At 70.9% G+C, this 18,718-nt stretch carries 17 protein-coding genes, 2 tRNA genes and 1 pseudogene; 8 read left to right on the forward strand and 12 right to left on the reverse strand.

All coding sequences use genetic code 11. From position 1 onward, the window contains the following. Positions 1–17 precede the first annotated feature (17 nt). A complete protein-coding gene (locus tag CCZ27_RS08270; RefSeq protein ID WP_096447231.1) occupies positions 18–641 on the reverse strand; it encodes a dioxygenase family protein in 624 nt (207 codons plus the stop codon). Between the two features lie 164 nt (positions 642–805). On the opposite strand from CCZ27_RS08270, the gene CCZ27_RS08275 reads away from it, so the two are divergent. Beyond that, entirely contained in the window at positions 806–1,783 is a 978-nt protein-coding gene (locus CCZ27_RS08275) for a 2-dehydropantoate 2-reductase (RefSeq protein WP_096447233.1), read from the forward strand. 9 nt (positions 1,784–1,792) lie between these two features. Here the strand turns inward: CCZ27_RS08275 and CCZ27_RS08280 are convergent, their stop codons facing one another. The 3 genes and pseudogenes from CCZ27_RS08280 to CCZ27_RS23450 all read right to left on the reverse strand — a co-directional run. After that, positions 1,793–2,230, reverse strand: a complete 438-nt coding sequence (locus CCZ27_RS08280; RefSeq protein ID WP_096447235.1) for a DUF2721 domain-containing protein — start codon at positions 2,228–2,230, stop codon at positions 1,793–1,795. A gap of 81 nt (positions 2,231–2,311) precedes the next feature. Then, positions 2,312–3,259, reverse strand: a complete 948-nt coding sequence (locus CCZ27_RS08285) for an alpha/beta hydrolase family protein (protein WP_096447237.1) — start codon at positions 3,257–3,259, stop codon at positions 2,312–2,314. 187 nt (positions 3,260–3,446) lie between these two features. Beyond that, positions 3,447–3,683: pseudogene (locus CCZ27_RS23450) on the reverse strand (transposase); the annotation flags it as partial. Between the two features lie 264 nt (positions 3,684–3,947). Here CCZ27_RS23450 and CCZ27_RS08290 point away from each other — a divergent pair. From CCZ27_RS08290 to CCZ27_RS08305, 4 genes are all read left to right on the forward strand, one after another. Beyond that, positions 3,948–4,022: transfer RNA gene (locus CCZ27_RS08290), tRNA-Val, on the forward strand. A gap of 67 nt (positions 4,023–4,089) precedes the next feature. Continuing rightward, a tRNA-Val gene (locus CCZ27_RS08295) sits at positions 4,090–4,164 on the forward strand. Between the two features lie 88 nt (positions 4,165–4,252). Continuing rightward, complete coding sequence (locus CCZ27_RS08300) at positions 4,253–4,762, forward strand: MaoC family dehydratase (protein WP_232516599.1); 510 nt, start codon at positions 4,253–4,255, stop codon at positions 4,760–4,762. Between the two features lie 66 nt (positions 4,763–4,828). Beyond that, the gene (locus tag CCZ27_RS08305; protein WP_096447241.1) at positions 4,829–6,646 is read left to right on the forward strand and encodes a M61 family metallopeptidase; all 1,818 of its coding nucleotides are present in this window, start codon (positions 4,829–4,831) and stop codon (positions 6,644–6,646) included. On the opposite strand, the gene CCZ27_RS08310 is transcribed toward CCZ27_RS08305, so the two are convergent. The 6 genes from CCZ27_RS08310 to CCZ27_RS08330 all read right to left on the reverse strand — a co-directional run bounded on the left by CCZ27_RS08310 (position 6,647) and on the right by CCZ27_RS08330 (position 12,836). Beyond that, positions 6,647–8,044: an MATE family efflux transporter gene (locus tag CCZ27_RS08310; protein WP_232516600.1), complete on the reverse strand. Its 1,398-nt coding sequence runs from the start codon at positions 8,042–8,044 to the stop codon at positions 6,647–6,649. Then, entirely contained in the window at positions 8,041–8,607 is a 567-nt protein-coding gene (locus CCZ27_RS24245) for a hypothetical protein (protein WP_232516601.1), read from the reverse strand. The genes CCZ27_RS08310 and CCZ27_RS24245 overlap by 4 nt, the downstream gene beginning before the upstream one ends. A gap of 116 nt (positions 8,608–8,723) precedes the next feature. Then, positions 8,724–10,166 carry a Y-family DNA polymerase gene (locus tag CCZ27_RS08315; RefSeq protein ID WP_096447245.1) on the reverse strand — a complete coding sequence of 481 codons (1,443 nt, stop codon included), beginning with the start codon at positions 10,164–10,166 and terminating at the stop codon, positions 8,724–8,726. Between the two features lie 3 nt (positions 10,167–10,169). Further along, positions 10,170–10,958 (reverse strand): translesion DNA synthesis-associated protein ImuA, encoded by a 789-nt coding sequence (gene imuA / locus CCZ27_RS08320; RefSeq protein ID WP_232516602.1) that lies wholly within the window; start codon positions 10,956–10,958, stop codon positions 10,170–10,172. 167 nt (positions 10,959–11,125) lie between these two features. Further along, positions 11,126–11,734 carry a transcriptional repressor LexA gene (gene lexA, locus CCZ27_RS08325; protein WP_096447247.1) on the reverse strand — a complete coding sequence of 203 codons (609 nt, stop codon included), beginning with the start codon at positions 11,732–11,734 and terminating at the stop codon, positions 11,126–11,128. A 103-nt stretch (positions 11,735–11,837) separates the two neighbouring features. Then, the gene (locus tag CCZ27_RS08330) at positions 11,838–12,836 is read right to left on the reverse strand and encodes a zinc-dependent alcohol dehydrogenase family protein (protein ID WP_232516603.1); all 999 of its coding nucleotides are present in this window, start codon (positions 12,834–12,836) and stop codon (positions 11,838–11,840) included. A 213-nt stretch (positions 12,837–13,049) separates the two neighbouring features. Here CCZ27_RS08330 and CCZ27_RS08335 point away from each other — a divergent pair, with 213 nt between their 5' ends. The 3 genes from CCZ27_RS08335 (at position 13,050) to CCZ27_RS08345 (ending at position 16,186) form a co-directional block, all read left to right on the forward strand. Continuing rightward, positions 13,050–13,532, forward strand: a complete 483-nt coding sequence (locus tag CCZ27_RS08335; protein ID WP_096447249.1) for a peroxiredoxin — start codon at positions 13,050–13,052, stop codon at positions 13,530–13,532. Beyond that, the gene (locus CCZ27_RS08340; RefSeq protein WP_096447251.1) at positions 13,522–14,007 is read left to right on the forward strand and encodes an FKBP-type peptidyl-prolyl cis-trans isomerase; all 486 of its coding nucleotides are present in this window, start codon (positions 13,522–13,524) and stop codon (positions 14,005–14,007) included. The genes CCZ27_RS08335 and CCZ27_RS08340 overlap by 11 nt, the downstream gene beginning before the upstream one ends. Positions 14,008–14,128: 121 nt before the next feature. Further along, a complete protein-coding gene (locus tag CCZ27_RS08345; RefSeq protein ID WP_096447253.1) occupies positions 14,129–16,186 on the forward strand; it encodes an ABC transporter ATP-binding protein in 2,058 nt (685 codons plus the stop codon). 37 nt (positions 16,187–16,223) lie between these two features. On the opposite strand, the gene CCZ27_RS08350 is transcribed toward CCZ27_RS08345, so the two are convergent. Both CCZ27_RS08350 and gloB read right to left on the reverse strand, forming a co-directional pair. Then, complete coding sequence (locus CCZ27_RS08350) at positions 16,224–17,837, reverse strand: transglycosylase SLT domain-containing protein (protein WP_096447255.1); 1,614 nt, start codon at positions 17,835–17,837, stop codon at positions 16,224–16,226. Positions 17,838–17,917: 80 nt separating this feature from the next. Beyond that, positions 17,918–18,691 carry a hydroxyacylglutathione hydrolase gene (gene gloB / locus CCZ27_RS08355; RefSeq protein ID WP_096447257.1) on the reverse strand — a complete coding sequence of 258 codons (774 nt, stop codon included), beginning with the start codon at positions 18,689–18,691 and terminating at the stop codon, positions 17,918–17,920. Between the last annotated feature and the right edge of the window lie 27 nt (positions 18,692–18,718).

Consider the following 18,718-nt stretch of genomic DNA (forward strand, 5'->3'; position numbering starts at 1 on the left):
ATCGTTCCGGCTCGCAACTAGGCCAGCGGACGCAGCACGAACAGCACGTCGCCCGCGGTCACGCCATCGGCCGCGCGGAAATCGATCCAGCGGCAGTCCTCCGGGTTGCGGTCGACCGGGTCGCTGCGTTCGGCCGCGCTGCCGCGTTCTTCCAGCCAGTAGGTCTGCGTCACCAGCGCGCGGTGGCCGTCGGCCACCAGCCGCCAGTGCAGGTGGCGGCGGCGGTTGCCGTAACGGCCGGGCACGATGCTGGTGAAGGCGAAGCGGCCTTCGGCATCGGCCGCCACCTGGCCGCGCAGGTTGATCTCCTCGGCCCGGTAGCGGGCGATGTCGCCGTTGTCCTCCGGGTGATAGCGGCCGTCGGCGTCCGCATGCCACAGCTCGATGCGGGCGCCGGCGAGCGCGCGGTCGCCGCTGGCGCCGCCGAGCACGCGGCCGGACAGCCGCAGCGGCGTGCCCGGCGCGCGCAGCAGGTTGATCTCCATGGCCGAGGGCGCGTTGGCCACGTAGAACGGGCCGGCGGTGGCGCTGCCGGTGGGGCCGCAGTGCAGCGGCACGGCGCGGGCCAGCGCCCGGGCGGGCAGGCCGCCGGCCAGCAGCAGGCCGGCGCCGGCGGCGAGCAGGGTGCGTCTGTCGGTCATCGCAGGTCTCCTGCGCAATCGCGGGGGGATGCCGCATTGGGCCGTGCGCGGCGGAGCAGGTTCCGCGGCCCCGGCGTCGCGGTTGGCCGATCGCGCCGATCCGCGGTAAGGTCGCCCGGCATGCCGCCGGCGCGCAGGCGGCGCAGCGAGTGAAGGAGACACGAATGAAGACTTGCCTGTACGGCGTCGGCGCGGTGGGTGGCCTGATCGGCGCCCGCCTGGCCGCCGCCGGCCATGCCCTCAACGCGGTGGCGCGCGGCGCCACGCTGGAAGCGCTGCGGCGCGATGGCCTCGGCCTGGAGACGGCCGGGGGCCGCCGTCATTTCCCCATCCACGCGGTGGCCGATCCCGCCGAACTCGGCGTGCAGGACCTGGTGATCGTCGCGGTGAAGCAGCCGGCGCTGGCCGCGGTGGCGGCGGCCATCGGTCCGCTGCTCGGCCCGCACACGCGCGTGCTGGTGGCGATGAACGGGGTGCCGTGGTGGTTCTTCGACGGCCTGCCGGGGCCGCTGGCCGGCATCACGCTGGCGAGCGTGGACCCGGCGGGCGAACTGCGCAGCCGCATCCCCACCGCGCAGGTGATCGGCTGCGTGGTGCATATCGCCTGCAATACGCCGGCGCCGGGCGTGTGCCGGCTCGGCTTCGGCAACGGCCTCATCCTCGGCGACGCGCTCGGCGGTCCGCCCACCGCGCCCACCCGCGCGGTAGCCGACCTGCTGGCCGGCGCCGGGCTGGACGTCACGCTGTCGGACCGTATCCAGCGCGACATCTGGTACAAGCTGTGGGGCAACATGACGATGAACCCGGTCTCCGCGCTGACCGGGGCCACGTCCGACCGCATCCTCGACGATCCGCTGGTCAATGCCTTCTGCGTGGCGGTGATGGCGGAAGCCGCCGCGGTGGGCGAGCGCATCGGCTGCCCGGTGGCGCAGACCCCGCAGGCGCGCAACGCGATCACCCGCGAACTCGGCGCGATGCGCACCTCGATGCTGCAGGACGTGGAAGCCGGCCGCGCGCTGGAGATCGACGCGCTGCTCGGCGTGGTGGTGGAGATCGCCGGCCAGGCCGGGGTGGCGGTGCCGAATACTGCGGCGCTGCTGGGGCTGGTGAGGCTGTTCGGGCGGGTGCGGGGGCTGTATTGAGGGGTGGCCTCACCGCCAGCGCTGGCTCCTCGCCTTCACCACCAGGAACACCTCGCGCAGGAACAGCGACAGCGCGCCGATCATCGACAGCATCGCGAGCACGAACAGCGCCGCCACGCTCTTGGCCACGCCGAATTCCGCCATCGCGCCGAGGAAGGCCACCGCCACCACCAGGCACACCAGCAGCGCCGACAGCACCGCGAAGAACATCGCGTGGTAGATCAGCCGGCCGCGCTTGTCGATCAGGGCGAGTTCCTCGATGTCGTCGGCCACCGGCTCGTTCGGCGCGCCGCTGGCGAGCCGGCCGTTGAGCACCCGGCGGCGGTCGACGATGCGCGACAGCCGGCCGCTCAGCACGTTGATCAGGGTGGCGATGGCGGTCAGCAGGAAGACCGGCGCGACCGCCAACTGGATGGCATGGGTGATGTCGGCAATCTGGGTCGGCATGGCGCATGCGGGCGGTAGTGGGGCGTGGGGCGGACTCTACCCCATCGCCCGCCCGCGGGGGAGCACCCCGCCGCGCACGGTTCAATGCCCCGGCGGCAGCACCTCGCCCGGCGCGCCCGGCGGCAGGCGGCCATGCCGCAGCCATTCGAGTGGAATCTTCCACAGGCTGTGCTCGAAGCGGTTGTGGAAGAAGGCGAAGTGGCCCACCGTCCGCTCGCCGATGTCCGCCGGCCGGATGTGCAGGTGGGTGGTGGCGCTGTTGCGGTAGTAGCGCAGCAGGCGGCGGATGGCCGGCACGGTGCCGAACTCGTCGTCGGCCAGGCTCACCGCCAGCATGTCGCCGCGCAGCGCGGCGAAGCGCGCCAGCAGTTCGGCGCGCTCGGCGTCGGGCAGGCGCAGGCGGCCGCGCGTCCAGTTGTCCTCGAAGCGCGGATGGCGCGCGGTCCAGTCGCGCACCACGCCGTGCGGCGTGTCTTCCAGCCAGCCCAGGCGCTGGCCGGGGAAGTAGCCGAACAGGCGGGTCAGCGCCGGCATCGCCACGTGCCACTTCAGCAGCAGGCCCAGCCGCCGGTCGCGGGCGTAGTCCTTCCAGTAGGCGTACTGCGCGCCCATCGTGAACACCCGCTCGATGCGGTGGCTGGAGGCCGCCAGCCCGATCAGGAAGCCGCCCACGCTGTGCGCCACCACCTGCACCGGCTGGCCGGGGAAGGCCGCCGCCACGTACTGCAGCGCGGCCTCGAAATCCAGCCGGCCCCAGTCTATCCAGCCCGCCTCGAAACCCTTCAGCGAGGGCGGGCGCGATTCGCCGATGCCGCGGTAGTCGTAGCTCAGCACGTCGAAGCCGTGGCCGTTGAGCCAGGCGGCGAAGCGCGCGTAGTAGCGGGCGCGTACCGAGGTCGCCGGGTTGATGACGACGACCGGGCGCGGCGGCGTGCCGGCATGCGGATGGCGCCAGACCGTGCCCTTGAGCAGGTAGCCGTCCGCCGCGGCAAAGCTCACCGGCAGCGGCAGCGCGAGCGGGGCGTTCATGCGTGCTCCGGCGCGTGCGTCGTGCGCATCGTGGCCTGCGGTGTCGCGGTCCTGCGGCGGGTCTGCCGGTGCATGTCGTCTCCTCCCTGTGTCGGCAGCCACTTTACGAACTGCGCGGCCGGACTACAAACGAGATCCATACATCGCGACCATGCGCGGCAGCGTGGCAATGTCATTTGCAAGGAAGGTACCGCTGCTGCATGAAGTAGATCCACAGCATCGTCGCAAGCGGCATTGGCGGACGATCGCGTCGGCCCGCCGTCGGGTAGTGCGGTTCGATCACTGCCAGCCGTGCAGCCTAAGGAACGACCACCTCCATCTCGGCCAGGAAGTGTTCCCGGCGAGTCTGTTTCTTCTTCCGTTCGAAGGCCGGTACAGAGCAGACTGTGCCAAACGGAAGCCACGCGGTGCGCCCTGCCGGAATCGGATGCGCCGGGCATGAACTGCTGGTGCAGCACGCAGTCCGGGCCCAGCAGCGGGGTATTGGTTGTCCGGTGATTCTCCGGGCCGACGAGGCGACCCGATGGAGGGCAGGCTCATGTCTTTCCCGAATCGGTCGGATTGCCCCGGATGCATTCCCGGCCCGGTGACAGCCGCTTGATTCGGCGCCGGAGCCGGGCCCATCGAGAGCAGGTAACCGTGCTTGACGACCCCGGTCATGCCATCTAGAATGCGGCCTCTTCTTTCGGGGCGGTTAGCTCAGCGGTAGAGCACTGCCTTCACACGGCAGGGGTCACTGGTTCGATCCCAGTACCGCCCACCACCATTACGGTGGCAAGTTTCTCGAAGGAATCCGATTCAATGCGAGCCGCGCGGCTCGATGCCGGATCGGGCGGTTAGCTCAGCGGTAGAGCACTGCCTTCACACGGCAGGGGTCACTGGTTCGATCCCAGTACCGCCCACCAGATGTCTCCTGCAATGCCGGCCCCGGGTCGGCATTCTGCTTTCTGCATCCCGCCTTCATGCCTCGGCGCCATTGCATGCGTCATCGGCTTGCGCCGCCCGGCGCGGCTGTTTACCGTTCGGATCTCGATAACAGCGGAGGAGGCGGCAATGGACATGCGATATCTGGACGATCTGGAACCCGGACAGAAGTTCGTGACGTCCGGAATCACCCTGACCGAAGCCGAAATCATCGATTTCGCCCTGCGCTACGATCCACAGCCCTTTCACCTCGACGTGGTGGCCGCCGCCCAGTCGCCGTACGGCGGGCTGATCGCCAGCGGATTCCAGACCTTCGCGCTGTGCTTCCGGCTGTTCATCCAGAGCGGGATGCTGCAGAAATCCAGCATCGGCTCGCCGGGTTGCGACGAATTGCGCTGGTATGCGCCGGTCAGGCCGGGTGACACGCTGCATTCCGAGGTCGAGGTGCTGGAAGTCCGCCCGTCCGGCTCGAAACCCGACCGCGGCATCGCACGGCTGCAATACCGCGCCCTGAATCAGCGCGGCGAGATGGTCGCGAGCTTCATCGGAAATCACCTGCTCTGGCGTCAGCCCGGCTGACGAGGGCCGGCGCTTCCGCCTTGCCAGACACCCGACCTCCACCACCGAGTCCCGCGTTTCCGAGCCATGCCGAACCGACTGCCGCCGGTGCGTTACCGCATCCGCCCCCATCGCCCCGAAGCCCACTTGTTCGAGGTGGACTGCATCGTTGCCGATCCCGATCCGGCGGGGCAGGTTTTCCGCCTTCCGGCCTGGATTCCGGGTAGCTACATGATCCGGGAGTTCGCACGCAACATCGTCAGCCTGGCGGCGAGTGCGGACGGCAAGCCGGTTCCGGTCGTGAAGCTGGACAAGCACAGTTGGCGGGTGCGTCCGGTACCGCGCGGCGCGGCGCTCACGCTGACCTACGAAGTCTATGCGTGGGATCTTTCGGTGCGCGCGGCACATCTCGATACCACCCACGGTTTCTTCAACGGCACGAGCGTGTTCGTCGCGGCCGAAGGCAAGCAGGACCGCCCCTGCCTGGTCGACATCGAGCGTCCGGACGGCAGCGAGTATCGCGACTGGCGCGTGGTGACGGCGCTTTCGCGCGCGCGCGATGCGGTCGGCGCAGCGTGGCAATACGGCTTCGGGCGCTATCAGGCGAACGGCTATGACGAACTGATCGACCATCCGGTGGAGATGGGCAGATTCACGCTCGCGCACTTCGAGGCTGGCGGGGTGCGCCACGACGTCGCGCTGACGGGGCGCCACGACTGCGATACCGAGCGCCTCACGGCCGACTTGCGGCGCATCTGCAACTGGCAGATCGACCTCTTCGGCGCGCCCCCGCCGATGGACTACTACGCCTTCCTGACGATGGTGGTGGGGGACGGTTACGGCGGCCTGGAGCATCGCGCCTCGACCGCGCTGCTGGCGAGCCGCGCCGACCTGCCCTGGAAGGGCATGCAGGGGATGCCGGACGGCTACAAGGGCTTCCTCGGGCTGTGCAGCCACGAGTACTTCCACTCCTGGAACGTCAAGCGCATCAAGCCGGCCGCATTCACGCCGTACGAACTCGCGGCCGAGAACTACACGCGGCTGCTGTGGGCCTTCGAAGGGTTCACCTCCTATTACGACGATCTCGCCCTGGTGCGTTCCGGCGTCATCGCCCTCGAGGATTACCTCGGCCTGCTCGGCAAGACGATCTCGAACGTGCTGCGTACGCCCGGGCGCCTGAAGCAGAGCGTGGCCGAATCCTCCTTCGATGCGTGGATCAAGTACTACCGCCAGGACGAGAATTCGCCCAACGCCATCGTCAGCTACTACGCCAAGGGGGCGCTGATCGCGCTGGCGCTCGACCTGCAACTGCGCGCGGCCACCAGCGGGCGGGCCTCGCTGGACGACGTGATGCGCCTGCTGTGGCAGCGCCACGGGCAGACCGGTGCCGGCGTGGAGGAGGACGGCATCTTCGCCGCCGTGGCCGAGATCGCGGCGTCGCGCGGGAGCGAGGCGCTCGGTGGCCGCCTGTCGCGCTGGCTCAGGCTGGCGGTGGAGGGCACGGACGATCTGCCGCTGCCGCGGCTGCTGAAGTCGTTCGGCATCGATCACCGCGCCGAACCCGGCGGCAAGGGTCCCACGCTGGGCATCAAGCTCGGCGCGGGCGGCGGGGAGGCGAGGATCGCCAACGTGTTCGAGGGGGGCGCGGCGCAGCGTGCCGGCCTGTCGGCGGGCGACGTCCTGGTGGCGCTGGACGGCCTGCGGGTGTCCGCCTCCAACCTGGATCCGATCCTCGCGCGGCATGCCGCCGGCGACGAGGTCGACATCCACGCCTTCCGCCGCGACGAGTTGATGCGCTTCAGGGTCGAACTCGCGGGGCAGCCGGCGGATTCGGTCACGCTGAAGCTCGTGCCGCGGCCGTCGGCCGGCGCGGCGCAGTTGCGTCGGGGCTGGCTGGGCGGTTGATCAGGAGGCCGCGGGCTTCGCGCCGTGGCGCCAGGCGACGACCCGCAGCAGGCTGCCGAACAGCACGGTGGCGACCACCGTCGCCAGCACGCATCCTTCCCAGAATCCGGCGACCGACGGCGCCGCGAGGCGCCACGGCGCATGGAAGCTGAGCCAGTAGCCGCCGCTCAGGCCGATGCCCCAGAAGCAAAGGGTGTGCAGCGCCATGGGCAGCAGCGTCACCTTGTAACCCCGCAGCGCGTGCGCGGCCACCGTCTGCAGGCCGTCGAACCCCTGGTAGAGGCACAGGTAGACCACCAGCCCCAGCGCTATCGTCCGCACGGTGGGGTCGGTGGTGGAATAGGCGACGACCGGCTCGCGCACCAGCCACAGCACGATGCCGATCGCCACCGCGAAACCGGCCGTCAGGCTCAGCCCCACCCGCGCGGTGGCGCGCGCCCGGCGCCAGTCGTGGGCGCCGGCCGCCTGGCCTACCAGGACCAGGGTCGAGATCGACAGTGCCAGCGGCAGCATGTAGATGAGGCCGGTCAGGTTCGCGATCACGCGGTGGCCGGCGACCGTCTCCGCGCCGAGGCGGGCGGCGAAGATCGCGATCAGCGTGAACGAGGTGATGTCGATGAAGGTCGACAGCCCCATCGGCACACCGAGCCGCAGCAGGCCGCCGATGGCGCGCGGCCGCGGCGCCTGCCAGCGGCTGAAGATGCGATAGGGCCGATAGGCGGGGTTGCGCAGCAGGTAGATCAGGCCGCAGGCCGCGGCCAGCCAGCTCACTGCGGCGGTCGATACGCCGCAGCCGCTGCCGCCCAGCTCGGGCAATCCGAATCTGCCGTTGGTCAGCGCCCAGGCAAGCGGGATGTGGGCCGACGTCGAGATCGCGCTGAACGCCATCAGCGCGCGCGGCCGGCCGACCGCATTGTTGAAGGCATAGAAGGTGCGGTAGAGCAGGACCGCCGGCAGGCCGAAGGCAGTGGCGCGCAGATAGGCTTCCGCCTTGCCGGCCACGTCCGGCGGAACGTCGGCGAGGCCCAGCAGCGGCCCGGGATGGGCCAGCGCCAGCGTGCCGGGCACGGCGAGCATCGCGGCGAGCCAGAATCCCTGCTGCAGCGCCGGCCCGATCTCGTCGCCGCGCCCGGCGCCGTAATGATGGGCCACCGTGGGGGCCACCGCCTGCAGCGTGCCGGTGAGCAGCATCACCACTGACACGTAGAAGCTGCTGCCGATGGCGACGCCGGCCAGATCCGTGGTTCCGTAGCGCCCGGCGATGATGGTGTCGGCGATCATCATGCCCATCGACAGCACCTGCGCGATCAGCACCGGCCAGGCGTGGTGCAGGAGCTGGCGTGCGATCGATGCGGAGCCGAGGCGGGCGGCCGGGGCGGCTTCGCCGGCGGCGCTCAATGGGCGAGCGGCCGGCGGTCCAGCAGCTTGCCCCGCCAGTAGCGCCAGGCGAGGAAGGCGAACAGCGCGCCCATGATCAGCCAGAAGCCGAACCCCTGCCAGAAGGCGATCGGGTCGGTGGCGAGGAAGTAGTCGCGGGGCGGGCGCACAAAATGGATGCGTCCTTCGGCAAGGGCGCGGGCTGCCAGGGCCACCGTCGCCAGCGTGGGCGCGAACCATACGAGCAGGCCGGCACCGACGATCAGGCGGTCGAGCAGCGGCGTCGGGCGGGTGCGCGGCAGGTACACGCTTTCGACGCCGTACCAGAGGGCGAGGATGAAGCCCGCGAGGACGGCCAGCGGAACGATGGCGAGCGCGGCGCCCAGCAGGGTCGCGGCGAGCATGAAAACGGCACCCCCGAGCGGCTCGACCCGCGCCCATAGCGCGGGCAGCGAGGCGAACAGCCAGTAGCCCGCCGGCAGGGCCGACGCGAACAGCAGCAGGGCGCCGGCGGCACGGCGGCGCGTGCGGTCGCCGTTGGCTGTGGATGAAGGGTCGGCGGACGGCAAGGGGGTTTCAGACATGGACGAAGCCCGGCGGAGGGGCGGCAAACGTTCGACGGCGGAGTGTACTACGGCGGAGCGGGGCGGTCGCCCGCCGTGCCCGGACCGGGGGACGGGGCCGCGTCCGGCGGCGGACATCAACCGAAGTAGCCGTGCACATACCAGGCGCCGGGCGGCTCGAGATCCTGGAAGATCCACCACAAGGCTTCATGCGGTCCGCGGGCGAGGTAGTAGTCGCGACGTATGTCCGACTGCTCCCACCAGCCGCCTTCGATGCGCTCCGGGCCGTCCAGCAGGGTGACGGCGCCAGGGTCGAGCGCCTGCGGTTCGGGCAGCAGCCACAATGGGCGCGGAGACCGGGCGGCGGCGGCGGCGGCCGCGTCCGCACCGGCAGAAGGCGGCGATACCGGCGCCCCGTCGGCCCACGCCGCTTCAGGGCGGTGGTCGGCGCGAGTCTCCAGCACATGGACGGCGTCGTTGCCCAGCCGGGCGCGCAGGCGATCCAGCAGCAGGATGGCGCCGTCGCGGGCCTGCCCCGGATGGCCGAAGAGATCGTCCGGATGCGGCGCGAACGGCAGCGGCGTGCCGGCGATCAGGCGCAATTCCTCCACCGGGGCGGCCAGTTCGAGGCGGGCCAGGCGCTCGCGGGCGAGCAGGGCGAGGCGGTTCTCGTCGCGGCAGGGGGCGCCGCTGACGATCTCCACACGCGTTGCCGGCTGGCGTTCATGGACCAGTTCGAGCAGGCAGTGATCCACCGCCGCATGACGGCTGGCAAGCCATGCCGCCAGGCCCGCGAACAGCCGCCGCGCGGCGAACGCCAGGGGTTCGGTATCGCTGACCGGCGCGGGCAGCGCGATCCGGTGCGCATACTGCGAAGGGGGAGAGAACCAGGGCTGCGGGTCGGGCATTTCGCCACGGGCGCGCGCAAGCGTGTCGATGACGGCGCTCGCCTGCCGGCGTGCGAGACCTGCGCGGGGCAGCAGCCGGATCTCGCCCAGGGTGCGCAGGCCCACGCCGGCGAGCAGTTCCAGCGTCGCGGGGGCCACGCCGGTGCCATCGCAAAGCAGCGGCAGCGGCAGCGCATCCAGGCCGCACAGCCAGTCCGCCGGCGGCAGGCACGACATTCCCAGGCCCGCGCGCGCGAACCAGCGCGCCGCGAGCGGCGTCGGTGCCGCGGCGATGGCGGCCCGGAGGCCGAGGCGGGCGAGGCTCTCGGAGATCGCATCGGCAATGGCGGCCGCGCTGCCGAACAGCTTCAGGCTGGATTGGATCTCCAGCAGCACCGCGTCCGGCGGGACGAGGCTGATGCGCGGACTGAAGACCCCCGCCCAGCAGGCGACTTCGGCCAGGGTCTCGGCCTCCAGCGCGGGCGCGCGCGCCTGCAGATGCAGCGCCGGCGCGACGGCCAGCGCCGCGGCGACGCGCTGGCCCGCCCTCACGCCCAGGGCGCGGGCCTGGGCGTTGGCCGCGACGACGCGCGGCCCCGGATGCCCGGCGGTGATCGCCAGCGGGGCATCGGGCCCTCCGCGGGCGAATACCTGCAGGGGCAGGTCGGGCAGCAGCAGGGCGAGCCACAGCATGGGTCAGCGCACGAGCGACAGGGGCGGCGGGGCAGGGTGCGGGATCGCCTGCGGCATGCCCTCCTGCTCCCGTTCCGCCGCCATCCGCCCGAGGGAGAGCAGCGGTGCCGCCATGCCGGCCTCGTTGCCGGGCAGACCTGCGGCATCGTCCTGCAGGTGGCGCACGGGCAGGAGCAGGGGCCCTGCCGCGGGCGGCCCCCGCCGCTTCAGGATGGTGACCTGCAGCATTCCGCCCGCGCCGGAGAGGGCCAACCGCAGCGGCGCGGGCGAGGACTGCCGGACCGCTGCGCGCGGGCGGAACAGGAAGAGGGGCGTGGCGGCTTCTTCCGCCGCGAGCTGGAGCCGGCGCAGGCCGGCGGTATCGATGCGCTGCAGCCAGGCAAGGACCGCCACGCAGGCGCCCGAGGCGACGGCCTGCCGGGCCGCCCACAGCGCGTCGCCGCCCGCACCGGGGCGGATCAGCAGCAAGCGGGAAAGCGGCACGCCCGCCGCAGCCAGTGCCGGTGCATAAGGGAGGAAGGGCGGCGATACCCAGGCGAACCAGCGCCCGGACGCGGGACGGCCCAGCACCGGCAGCAGCAGCGACAGCTCACCCACGCCGGGGTGGTCGGCCAGCAGCTCGATCAGGGCGTTGGCCGGCCAGCCGCCGCCGGGCAGTTCGGCATCCAGCGCATCGAAGCCGCTGGAGAGGACCGGGCCGCCGCCGTGCGCCAGCCGGCTGGCCTGCCACACCGAGCCGGCCAGCGTGCTGCAAAGTCCGGCCGCGGAAGCAAGGGCGGCGGCAGCGCTCACCGGACTGTCCCCCCGTCGTCGCATGGCGGAGGGCCGGCCTTGCACGGCCGACCCGGGGCGCGGAGCGAATCTTCCGGGGGAGGGAAGGCGCCTCCTTCCGGCAGCCATGCGGGAGCACTCATGGCAAACCGCCTGGCGTACGCCGTCGGGAAAACCTGCCGGCCGGCTCAGTGATCCTTGCGGATCAGGCCGACCATGATGCCTTCGATCACCAGCGGTTCGCGGCGGGTATCGACGACGATGGGGTGGAAATCCGGATTCGCCGGCAGCAGTTCGACCAGCGGCCCCTTGCGCTGCAGCGTCTTCACGGTGACGTCGTCATCGACGCGGGCCACGACGATCTGGCCGTTGCGCGCTTCGCCGCTGCGATGCACCGCGATGAGGTCGCCGTCGAGGATGCCGGCATCGCGCATGCTCAGGCCGCGCACCCGCAGCAGGTAGTCGGCGCGCGGCGAGAACAGGGCGGGATCGAGCTGGAAGCGTGCCTCCACATGCTCGGCAGCGAGGATGGGGCTGCCGGCGGCGACGCGGCCGACCAGCGGCAGGCCGAGCGCCTCGGCGAGGCGGATGCCGCGTGCCCGGCCTTCCTCGAGCAGGATCGCGCCCTTGGCGGCGAGCGCGCGCAGGTGGGTCTCGGCGGCGTTGGGTGAGCGGAAGCCGAATGCCGAGCAGACTTCCGCGCGGGTCGGTGGACGGCCTTCGGATTCGACGGTGCCGCGGATGAAGTCGAGGATTTCCTGCTGGCGGGCGGTCAGGCTGTCGCTACGGGGGGGCATGGCTGTCTCCGGGTGATGCTGTAATTTTAAACAGTCTCGAACCCGGAGCAAGCCCCTCCCGCAATTTTGGTGGTGGTGTGCTGCCCCGATCCACCGCGGCGGATCAGGGCAGCAGCACGGCGGCGCCCTGCAACCGGCCGTGCCGCAGGCGCTCGAGTGCCAGGTTGGCGTCGGCGAGGGGGAAGCGGGTGACCTCGGTGCGCACCGGTACCTGCGGCGCCAGTGCGAGGAATTCGTCGCCGTCGCGGCGGGTCAGGTTGGCCACCGAGACGATGCGGCGCTCGCCCCACAGGATGCGGTAGGGAAAGGCCGGGATGTCGCTCATGTGGATGCCGGCGCAGACCACCGTGCCGCCCTTGGCCATGGCATGCAGCGCAGCGGGTACCAGTTCGCCGGCGGGTGCGAAGATCAGCGCGGCGTCGAGCGGCACGGGCGGGACGTCCTCCGCGGCGCCGGCCCAGCGGGCGCCGAGGCTGCGGGCGAAGGACTGGCTTGCTTCGTCACCGCGCCGGGTGAAGGCCAGCACGTCGCGCTTCTGCCACACCGCCACCTGGGCAATGATGTGCGCCGCGGCGCCGAAGCCGTAGATGCCCAGGCGCCGGGCGTCGCCCGCCATGACGAGCGCGCGGTAGCCGATCAGGCCGGCGCACAGCAGCGGCGCGGCTTGTGCGGCATCGATCGCGCCGGGCAGCGGAAAGCAGTAGCGCGCATCGGCCACGGTGTATTCGGCGTAGCCGCCGTGGATCTGGTAGCCGGTGAAGCGGGCGTGGTCGCACAGGTTTTCGCGATGGCTGGCGCAGTAGCCGCAAGTGCCGCAGGTCCAGCCCAGCCAGGGCACGCCCATGCGCTGCCCGACCGCGACGCCGCGCACGCCGCTGCCGGTGGCGACGACACGGCCGACGATCTCGTGCCCGGGCACCATCGGCAGGACGGGGTCCGGAAGCTCGCCGTCGATCAGGTGCAGATCGGTGCGGCAGACGCCGCAAGCCTCCACCCGCAGCAGGATTTCGCCCGCAGCGGGAACCGGCACGGGGAGTTCGGCCATGCGCAGGGCCTGGCCGGGGCGCTCGAACAGCATCGCACGCATGGTCGTGGGGGACATCTCGCACCTCCGTCGTTGCGCCCATGATGCGTTGCGTCTTGAGCCGCCGGCGCATCTGGGCTATTGGTTCTCCATGCGCCGCCCGCAATCACGCGGGGCCGGCCGTCGATGAGGGAGGACGCCGAAATGATCATTCCGCCCCGGCCCGCGGCCGGCTCCGGTAGAGTTCGCCTGAGCACTCGGCTAGAATCCGCCACACGTCAGGGAGAACCCATGCTGCAAAGCGGAGACCTTGCACCCTCGTTTTCCTTGCCTGACGCGGACATGGAGATTTTCGATCTCGCCTCCGCACTCGGCAAGCAGCATGTGGTTCTCTATTTCTACCCACGCGACAACACGCCCGGATGCACGCTTCAGGCCGCGGACTTCAGCGACCATGAAGACGGGTTCGCCCGCCACGGCTGCATCGTGATCGGCGTGAGCCCGGACGACTGCATCACGCACGCCGAATTCCGCGACCAGCAGGGCCTGTCTATCCGCCTGCTGTCGGACAGCGACACCGAGGTGTGCCGGCTGTACGGGGTGTGGCAGGCGAAGGAAGTCGACGGTGTGAAGAAGATGTACGTGCGGCGGTCGACCTTCATCATCGACAAGCAGGGGACGATCCGCCACGCGCTGTACGATGTAAGTCCCCGCGGGCATGTAGCCTCGGTATTCGAACTGGTCAAGAAACTGGAATCGCATAATGCAACCTGAAATCGTCAAGAACACCGTGGTGACGCTGAACTACACCGTCCGCGATCCGGACGGCACGATCATCGACGACGGCCATCATCCCCTCGTCTATCTGCATGGCGGCTACGATGGCATCTTCCCGAAGCTGGAAGAGACGCTGCACGGCAGGTACCAGGGCGACACGCTGCAGGTCAAGCTGCAGCCCGACGATGCGTTCGGCGACTACGACGAGTCGCTGATCCTGATCGAGGACGCCAGGCTGTTCCCGGAGAACATCGAGGTCGGCATGAGCTTCGAGCGCGTGTCCGACGATGGCGAGGAAGAGCTGGTCTACCGCGTGACCGACATCGCCGACGGCAAGGTCGTGGTGGACGGCAACCATCCGCTCGCCGGCGTGGCGCTGGTGTTCGACATCACCGTGGCCGAGGTGCGCAAGGCCACCACCGAGGAAATCGGCCACGGCCACGTCCACGGAGCGGGCGGCCACCACCACTGATCGCCACCCGGGTCGTCTGCGCGGCCCCGGCGGATTTCTGCGCATCGCCACCACTTGAGGCAGACCGGAGCGGTTTCCGGCTGCCTCTCGTTTTTTGCCCTCCAGCATCGCCGCGACGACCATGAGTCTTGCCCTCCGGACCGAGTCCGCCCCCGATACCGCGAGCCGCCCGGCGCCACTGCTCGAGGTGAGCGGCCTGCGCGTGGCGATCGACACGCCGCGCGGCACGATCCGGCCGGTGGATGGCGTGGACCTCATGCTGGCCGCCGGGGAAACCTTCGCGCTGCTGGGGGAATCCGGCTGCGGCAAATCGATGACGGCGCTCGCGCTCGCCCGGCTGCTGCCCGACGCCGGGCGTGTCGAGCACGGCGAGGTCAGGCTGGGCGGCACCGACCTGCTGCGCCTGCCCGAAGCGGCGATGCGCAAGGTGCGCGGCGGACGCATCGGCATGATCTTCCAGGAGCCAGGCACCAGCCTGAACCCGGTCATGACGGTCGGTGCGCAGATCGCCGAAGTGCTGCGCCATCACGGACAGGGCGACGGCAGGGCGGCGGCGATCGGGCTGCTCGAGGCGGTGGGCATCCCCGACCCGGCGCGCCGCCTGGACGACTATCCGTTCCAGTTTTCCGGTGGCATGAAGCAGCGCGTGATGATCGCGATGGCGCTCGCCGGCCGTCCCGAGCTGCTGATCGCGGACGAGCCGACCACCGCGCTCGACGTCACGATCCAGGCCCAGGTGCTGGACCTGCTCGCGGGCATCCAGGCCGAACGCGGCATGGGCCTGCTGCTGATCACGCACGATCTCGGCGTGGTGGCGCGCATGGCGCACAAGGTGGGCGTCATGTACGCGGGCGAGGTGGTGGAGACGGGGTCGCGCGACGCGTTCTTCGCCACGCCGCTGCATCCGTATTCGCGCAAGCTGTTCGCCGCGCTGCCGAGCGCTGCGCACCGCGGCAGCATGCTCGATGCCCCGCTCGGCAGCGTGCCGCCGCTCGATCACGCCTTTCCCGGCTGCCGTTTCGCGGAGCGCTGCCCGGCCGCCTTCGACCGCTGCGACGACGAGGCGCCCGGCTGGCACCGCGTGGGCGCCCAATCGGTGCGCTGCCACCTGTACGAGGCGGTGGCGATCCCCCGTCCGTTCGAACGCATCGCAATGGGGCAGGGCGGCGCGGCAGCCCCGCGGCAGGCGGCGCAGACCGTGCTCGAAGTGCGCGATCTCGCGGTCCATTTCCCGGTGCGCAAGGGTTTGCTGCGGCGCGTGGCCGGCCACGTGCGCGCGGTCGATGGCGTCGGCTTTCGCCTCGCCGCGGGCCGTACGCTGGCGCTGGTGGGGGAGTCGGGGTGCGGCAAGACGACGGTGGGCAAGGCTTTGCTGCAACTCGTCGCCCCCACGGCAGGCAGCGTGCAGCTCGACGGCATCGAGATGGTCGGGCAGTCGGGAGAGGCGCTGCGAGGACTGCGGCGCGCGGTGCAGATGGTGTTCCAGGACCCGTTCGCCTCGCTCGATCCGCGCATGCGCGTGGGCGAGATCATCGAGGAAGGCATGGCCAGCCTCGGCGTGGAGCCCGATCCCGCCGCGCGCCGGCGCGCCGCCGACGTGCTGCTCGAACGCATCGGCCTGACGGCGGCGATGCGCTGGCGCTATCCGCACGAGTTTTCCGGCGGCCAGCGGCAGCGCATCGCGATCGCCCGCGCCCTGGCGGTGTCGCCGCGCCTCATCGTCTGCGACGAGCCCACCAGCGCGCTGGACGTCTCGGTGCAGGCGCAACTGCTGAACCTGATGCGCGAACTGCAGCGCGAGCGCGGCCTGGCCTATCTTTTCATCACCCACAACCTGGCGGTGGTGGACTACCTCGCGGACGACGTCGCGGTGATGTACCTCGGCCGGGTGGTCGAGCAGGGCCCTGCCGAGCGCGTGCTGCGCTGCCCCACGCACCCCTACACGCGGATGCTGCTCGACGCGGTGCCCGAGATCGAGGCCGGCCGGCCGCGGACCGCAGCGCCGGACGCGCAGACACGCATTGCCGCCGACCTGCCTTCACCCCTGAATCCGCCCGCGGGCTGCCATTTCAATCCGCGCTGCCCGCGGGCGAGCGACATCTGCCGGCTGACCTATCCGTACGAGACCGAACTCGGCGGCGGGCACGCGGTGCGCTGCCACTGGCCGCAAAGGCAGTGACGGAGCGCCCCGTCACCTAACGCCTTGCCGCACCTTGCTAGCGGGCTGGCCTGGCGGGCTTGCCCTTCGTGGCGGCAGGGGTGGCCTTGCCCTTCGCCGGGGCGCTTCCCGTACGCGAGGCGGCGTCGTTCCTGGCTGCCGGCCTCGGGGCGCCTGCTTTCGGCGCCGCGGCCCGGGTGCCGCTTGCCTTCTTCGCACCGCTGCCGGATCGCTCTACCCGGCTGCCGGCCGGCTTGCGCCCGGCTGCCTGCCGGTCCTGGGCCTTGTTCGCCGCCTTGCCGGCCCGGGCGCCGCGGCCCGGCTTGCCCGCTTCGATGCGAGTCGTGGTGCGCGCCGACGACAGGCCGATGGGCGAAGCCTTCGACGCGTTGAAGCGCAGTTGCGGATCGCGCCCGCTGGAACCGCCCGATTCCGCGGCGCTGCCGAGCTTCAGGCCCTGCTGCCGCACCGCTGCGCCGGCGAAGGGCAGCAGGCGGCTGGCCTCGAGGGCGCCCGCCGGATCGATGCCGTCCGGGACCAGCAAGGCATGGCCCGCGCCGACGCCGCCCTGGGAACCGAGCCCGTTGAGCTGGCGCAACTGCGCCACCGTCAGGCCGTACTGCTCGGCGATCGCATCCAGCCTCTCGCCGGGCTCGACCGTGTGCGTGCGCCACGCCGAGCCGCTGCGCAGCGTTTCGGCCAGGCGCGCCTCGAAGCGGCTGGCGCGGTCGGCGGGCACGACGAAGGTGTGGCCCGGCGTCGTGATGGCGGGGCGGTTGAAGCCCGGATTGAGCGCCAGGAACTCGTCCAGCGGCATGTCGGCGTGGCGCGCGGCGGTGCCCAGATCGATGCCGGGAGGCGCGTCGACGGTCACGAACTGCATCTCGTTGGCGACGTAGGGCAGTTCGATGTGGAACAGTTCCGGCTGGCTGACGATGTTCTTGATGGCCTGCAGCTTGGGGACGTAGTTGCGGGTTTCGTCCGGCATGCGCAGATGCTGGTATTCGGCCGGCCTGCCGTCGTCGATGTTGCGCTGAAGGGCGCGCTTCACCGCGCCTTCGCCCCAGTTGTAGGACGCCAGCGCGAGATGCCAGTCGCCGTGCATCTCGTAGATGGTCTGCAGGTAGTCCAGGGCGGCGTTCGTGGAGGTGATGACGTTGCGCCGCTCGTCCACCCAGTGGTCCTGGGTCAGGTTGTAGTGCTTGCCGGTGGACGGGATGAACTGCCACAGGCCGGAAGCGTGCGCGCGCGAATACGCCAGCGGGTTGTAGCTGCTCTCCACCATCGGCAGCAGTGCGAGTTCGGTCGGCATGCCGCGCCGTTCGAGTTCGTCGACAATGTAGTAGAGGTAGCGGCCGCCACGCGCGAAGACCTGCTTCAGGAAGGCCGGACGGTTCAGGTAGAAGAGCTGCTGTTCGGCGACCAGCGGGCTGTCGAGATCCGGCATGCCGAAGCCGCGGCGGATGCGGTCCCAGATGTCGTTGGCGTCCCGGGTCAGATCCAGCGTCAGCACCCGCGGTGCGGGGGTGTTCGCAAGCGCATCGGCCGGGGCGGGGGCCGCATCGCCGTCCGCGGCCTCGCGCGCGGATGCGGGCGAGGCGTGGATGATCGCGGCGAGCGCGAAGGACAGGAGCAGCGCCGCGAAACGCCGCAGGGTGGAGCGTCTAGCCATGGACGGAAGTCCGCTGGAGCCTGGCGGGAAAGCGCGCAAGTCTAGCCAGCGGGTCCGGGGGCGTCAAAAGAAAATTGTCCTCAGAACACGTCCTTCCAGGCGCGCAGCGCCGCCAGGCAGGAGACCGCGTCCGCCGGGCGGCTTCCGCCATGGGCGGCCACGGCCTCGATCACGCCGGGCTCGGTGCAGCGCAGGAAGGGATTGACGGCCTTCTCGGTGCCGATGGTGCTCGGCAGCGTCGGTTCGCCGGCCGCGCGCAGCCGTTCGCAGCGCGCCGCATAGGCGTCGCGCTGCCCGTTGACCGGCTCGGCCACGCGCGAGAAGGCGAGGTTGGAAAGCGTGTATTCGTGCGTGCAATAGACGCGGGTCGCATCCGGCAGCGCACCGAACTTCGCCAGCGAAGCCGCCATCTGCGCCGGCGTGCCCTCGAAGAGGCGTCCGCAGCCGGCCGAGAACATCGTGTCGCCGCAGAACAGGCTGCCGGGAGCGGGCGCCGCCGCATGGTAGGCCACGTGCCCCGCGGTGTGCCCGGGAACGTCGAGCACCGTCAGCGCGAGGCCGAGCTGCTCGATCACGACCACGTCGCCTTCGGCAACCGGGTGATCGACGCCGGCGATGGGCTCCCGCGCCGGCCCGAACACGGGCACTCCGTGGCGCGCGAGCAGCGCCTGCAGGCCGCCGACGTGGTCGGGATGATGGTGCGTGACCAGCACCGCGGCGAGCGCGAGACCGTGCCTGGCGAGGAAATCCTCGACCGGCCCGGCATCGCCCGGATCGACGGCCACGGCGTGGCGGCCGTCGTGCAGGAGCCAGATGTAGTTATCGCGAAAGGCGGGAAGGGGGATAATGTCCATCCCCCGGATTCTGAGTTCTTGCCCGAG

Source organism: Thauera sp. K11, from assembly GCF_002354895.1.
In the GTDB taxonomy this organism is placed as follows: domain Bacteria; phylum Pseudomonadota; class Gammaproteobacteria; order Burkholderiales; family Rhodocyclaceae; genus Thauera; species Thauera sinica.

Coding starts and splice junctions, on each gene's coding strand:
- gloB (WP_096447257.1), bottom strand. CDS start 18,691: ATGGACATTATCCCCCTTCCCGCCTTTCGCGATAACTACATCTGGCTC.
- CCZ27_RS08280 (WP_096447235.1), bottom strand. CDS start 2,230: ATGCCGACCCAGATTGCCGACATCACCCATGCCATCCAGTTGGCGGTC.
- CCZ27_RS08330 (WP_232516603.1), bottom strand. CDS start 12,836: ATGTCCCCCACGACCATGCGTGCGATGCTGTTCGAGCGCCCCGGCCAG.
- CCZ27_RS08275 (WP_096447233.1), top strand. CDS start 806: ATGAAGACTTGCCTGTACGGCGTCGGCGCGGTGGGTGGCCTGATCGGC.
- CCZ27_RS08350 (WP_096447255.1), bottom strand. CDS start 17,837: ATGGCTAGACGCTCCACCCTGCGGCGTTTCGCGGCGCTGCTCCTGTCC.
- CCZ27_RS08315 (WP_096447245.1), bottom strand. CDS start 10,166: ATGCTGTGGCTCGCCCTGCTGCTGCCCGACCTGCCCCTGCAGGTATTC.
- CCZ27_RS08270 (WP_096447231.1), bottom strand. CDS start 641: ATGACCGACAGACGCACCCTGCTCGCCGCCGGCGCCGGCCTGCTGCTG.
- CCZ27_RS08305 (WP_096447241.1), top strand. CDS start 4,829: ATGCCGAACCGACTGCCGCCGGTGCGTTACCGCATCCGCCCCCATCGC.
- CCZ27_RS08285 (WP_096447237.1), bottom strand. CDS start 3,259: ATGAACGCCCCGCTCGCGCTGCCGCTGCCGGTGAGCTTTGCCGCGGCG.
- CCZ27_RS08340 (WP_096447251.1), top strand. CDS start 13,522: ATGCAACCTGAAATCGTCAAGAACACCGTGGTGACGCTGAACTACACC.
- CCZ27_RS24245 (WP_232516601.1), bottom strand. CDS start 8,607: ATGTCTGAAACCCCCTTGCCGTCCGCCGACCCTTCATCCACAGCCAAC.
- CCZ27_RS08345 (WP_096447253.1), top strand. CDS start 14,129: ATGAGTCTTGCCCTCCGGACCGAGTCCGCCCCCGATACCGCGAGCCGC.
- CCZ27_RS08335 (WP_096447249.1), top strand. CDS start 13,050: ATGCTGCAAAGCGGAGACCTTGCACCCTCGTTTTCCTTGCCTGACGCG.
- lexA (WP_096447247.1), bottom strand. CDS start 11,734: ATGCCCCCCCGTAGCGACAGCCTGACCGCCCGCCAGCAGGAAATCCTC.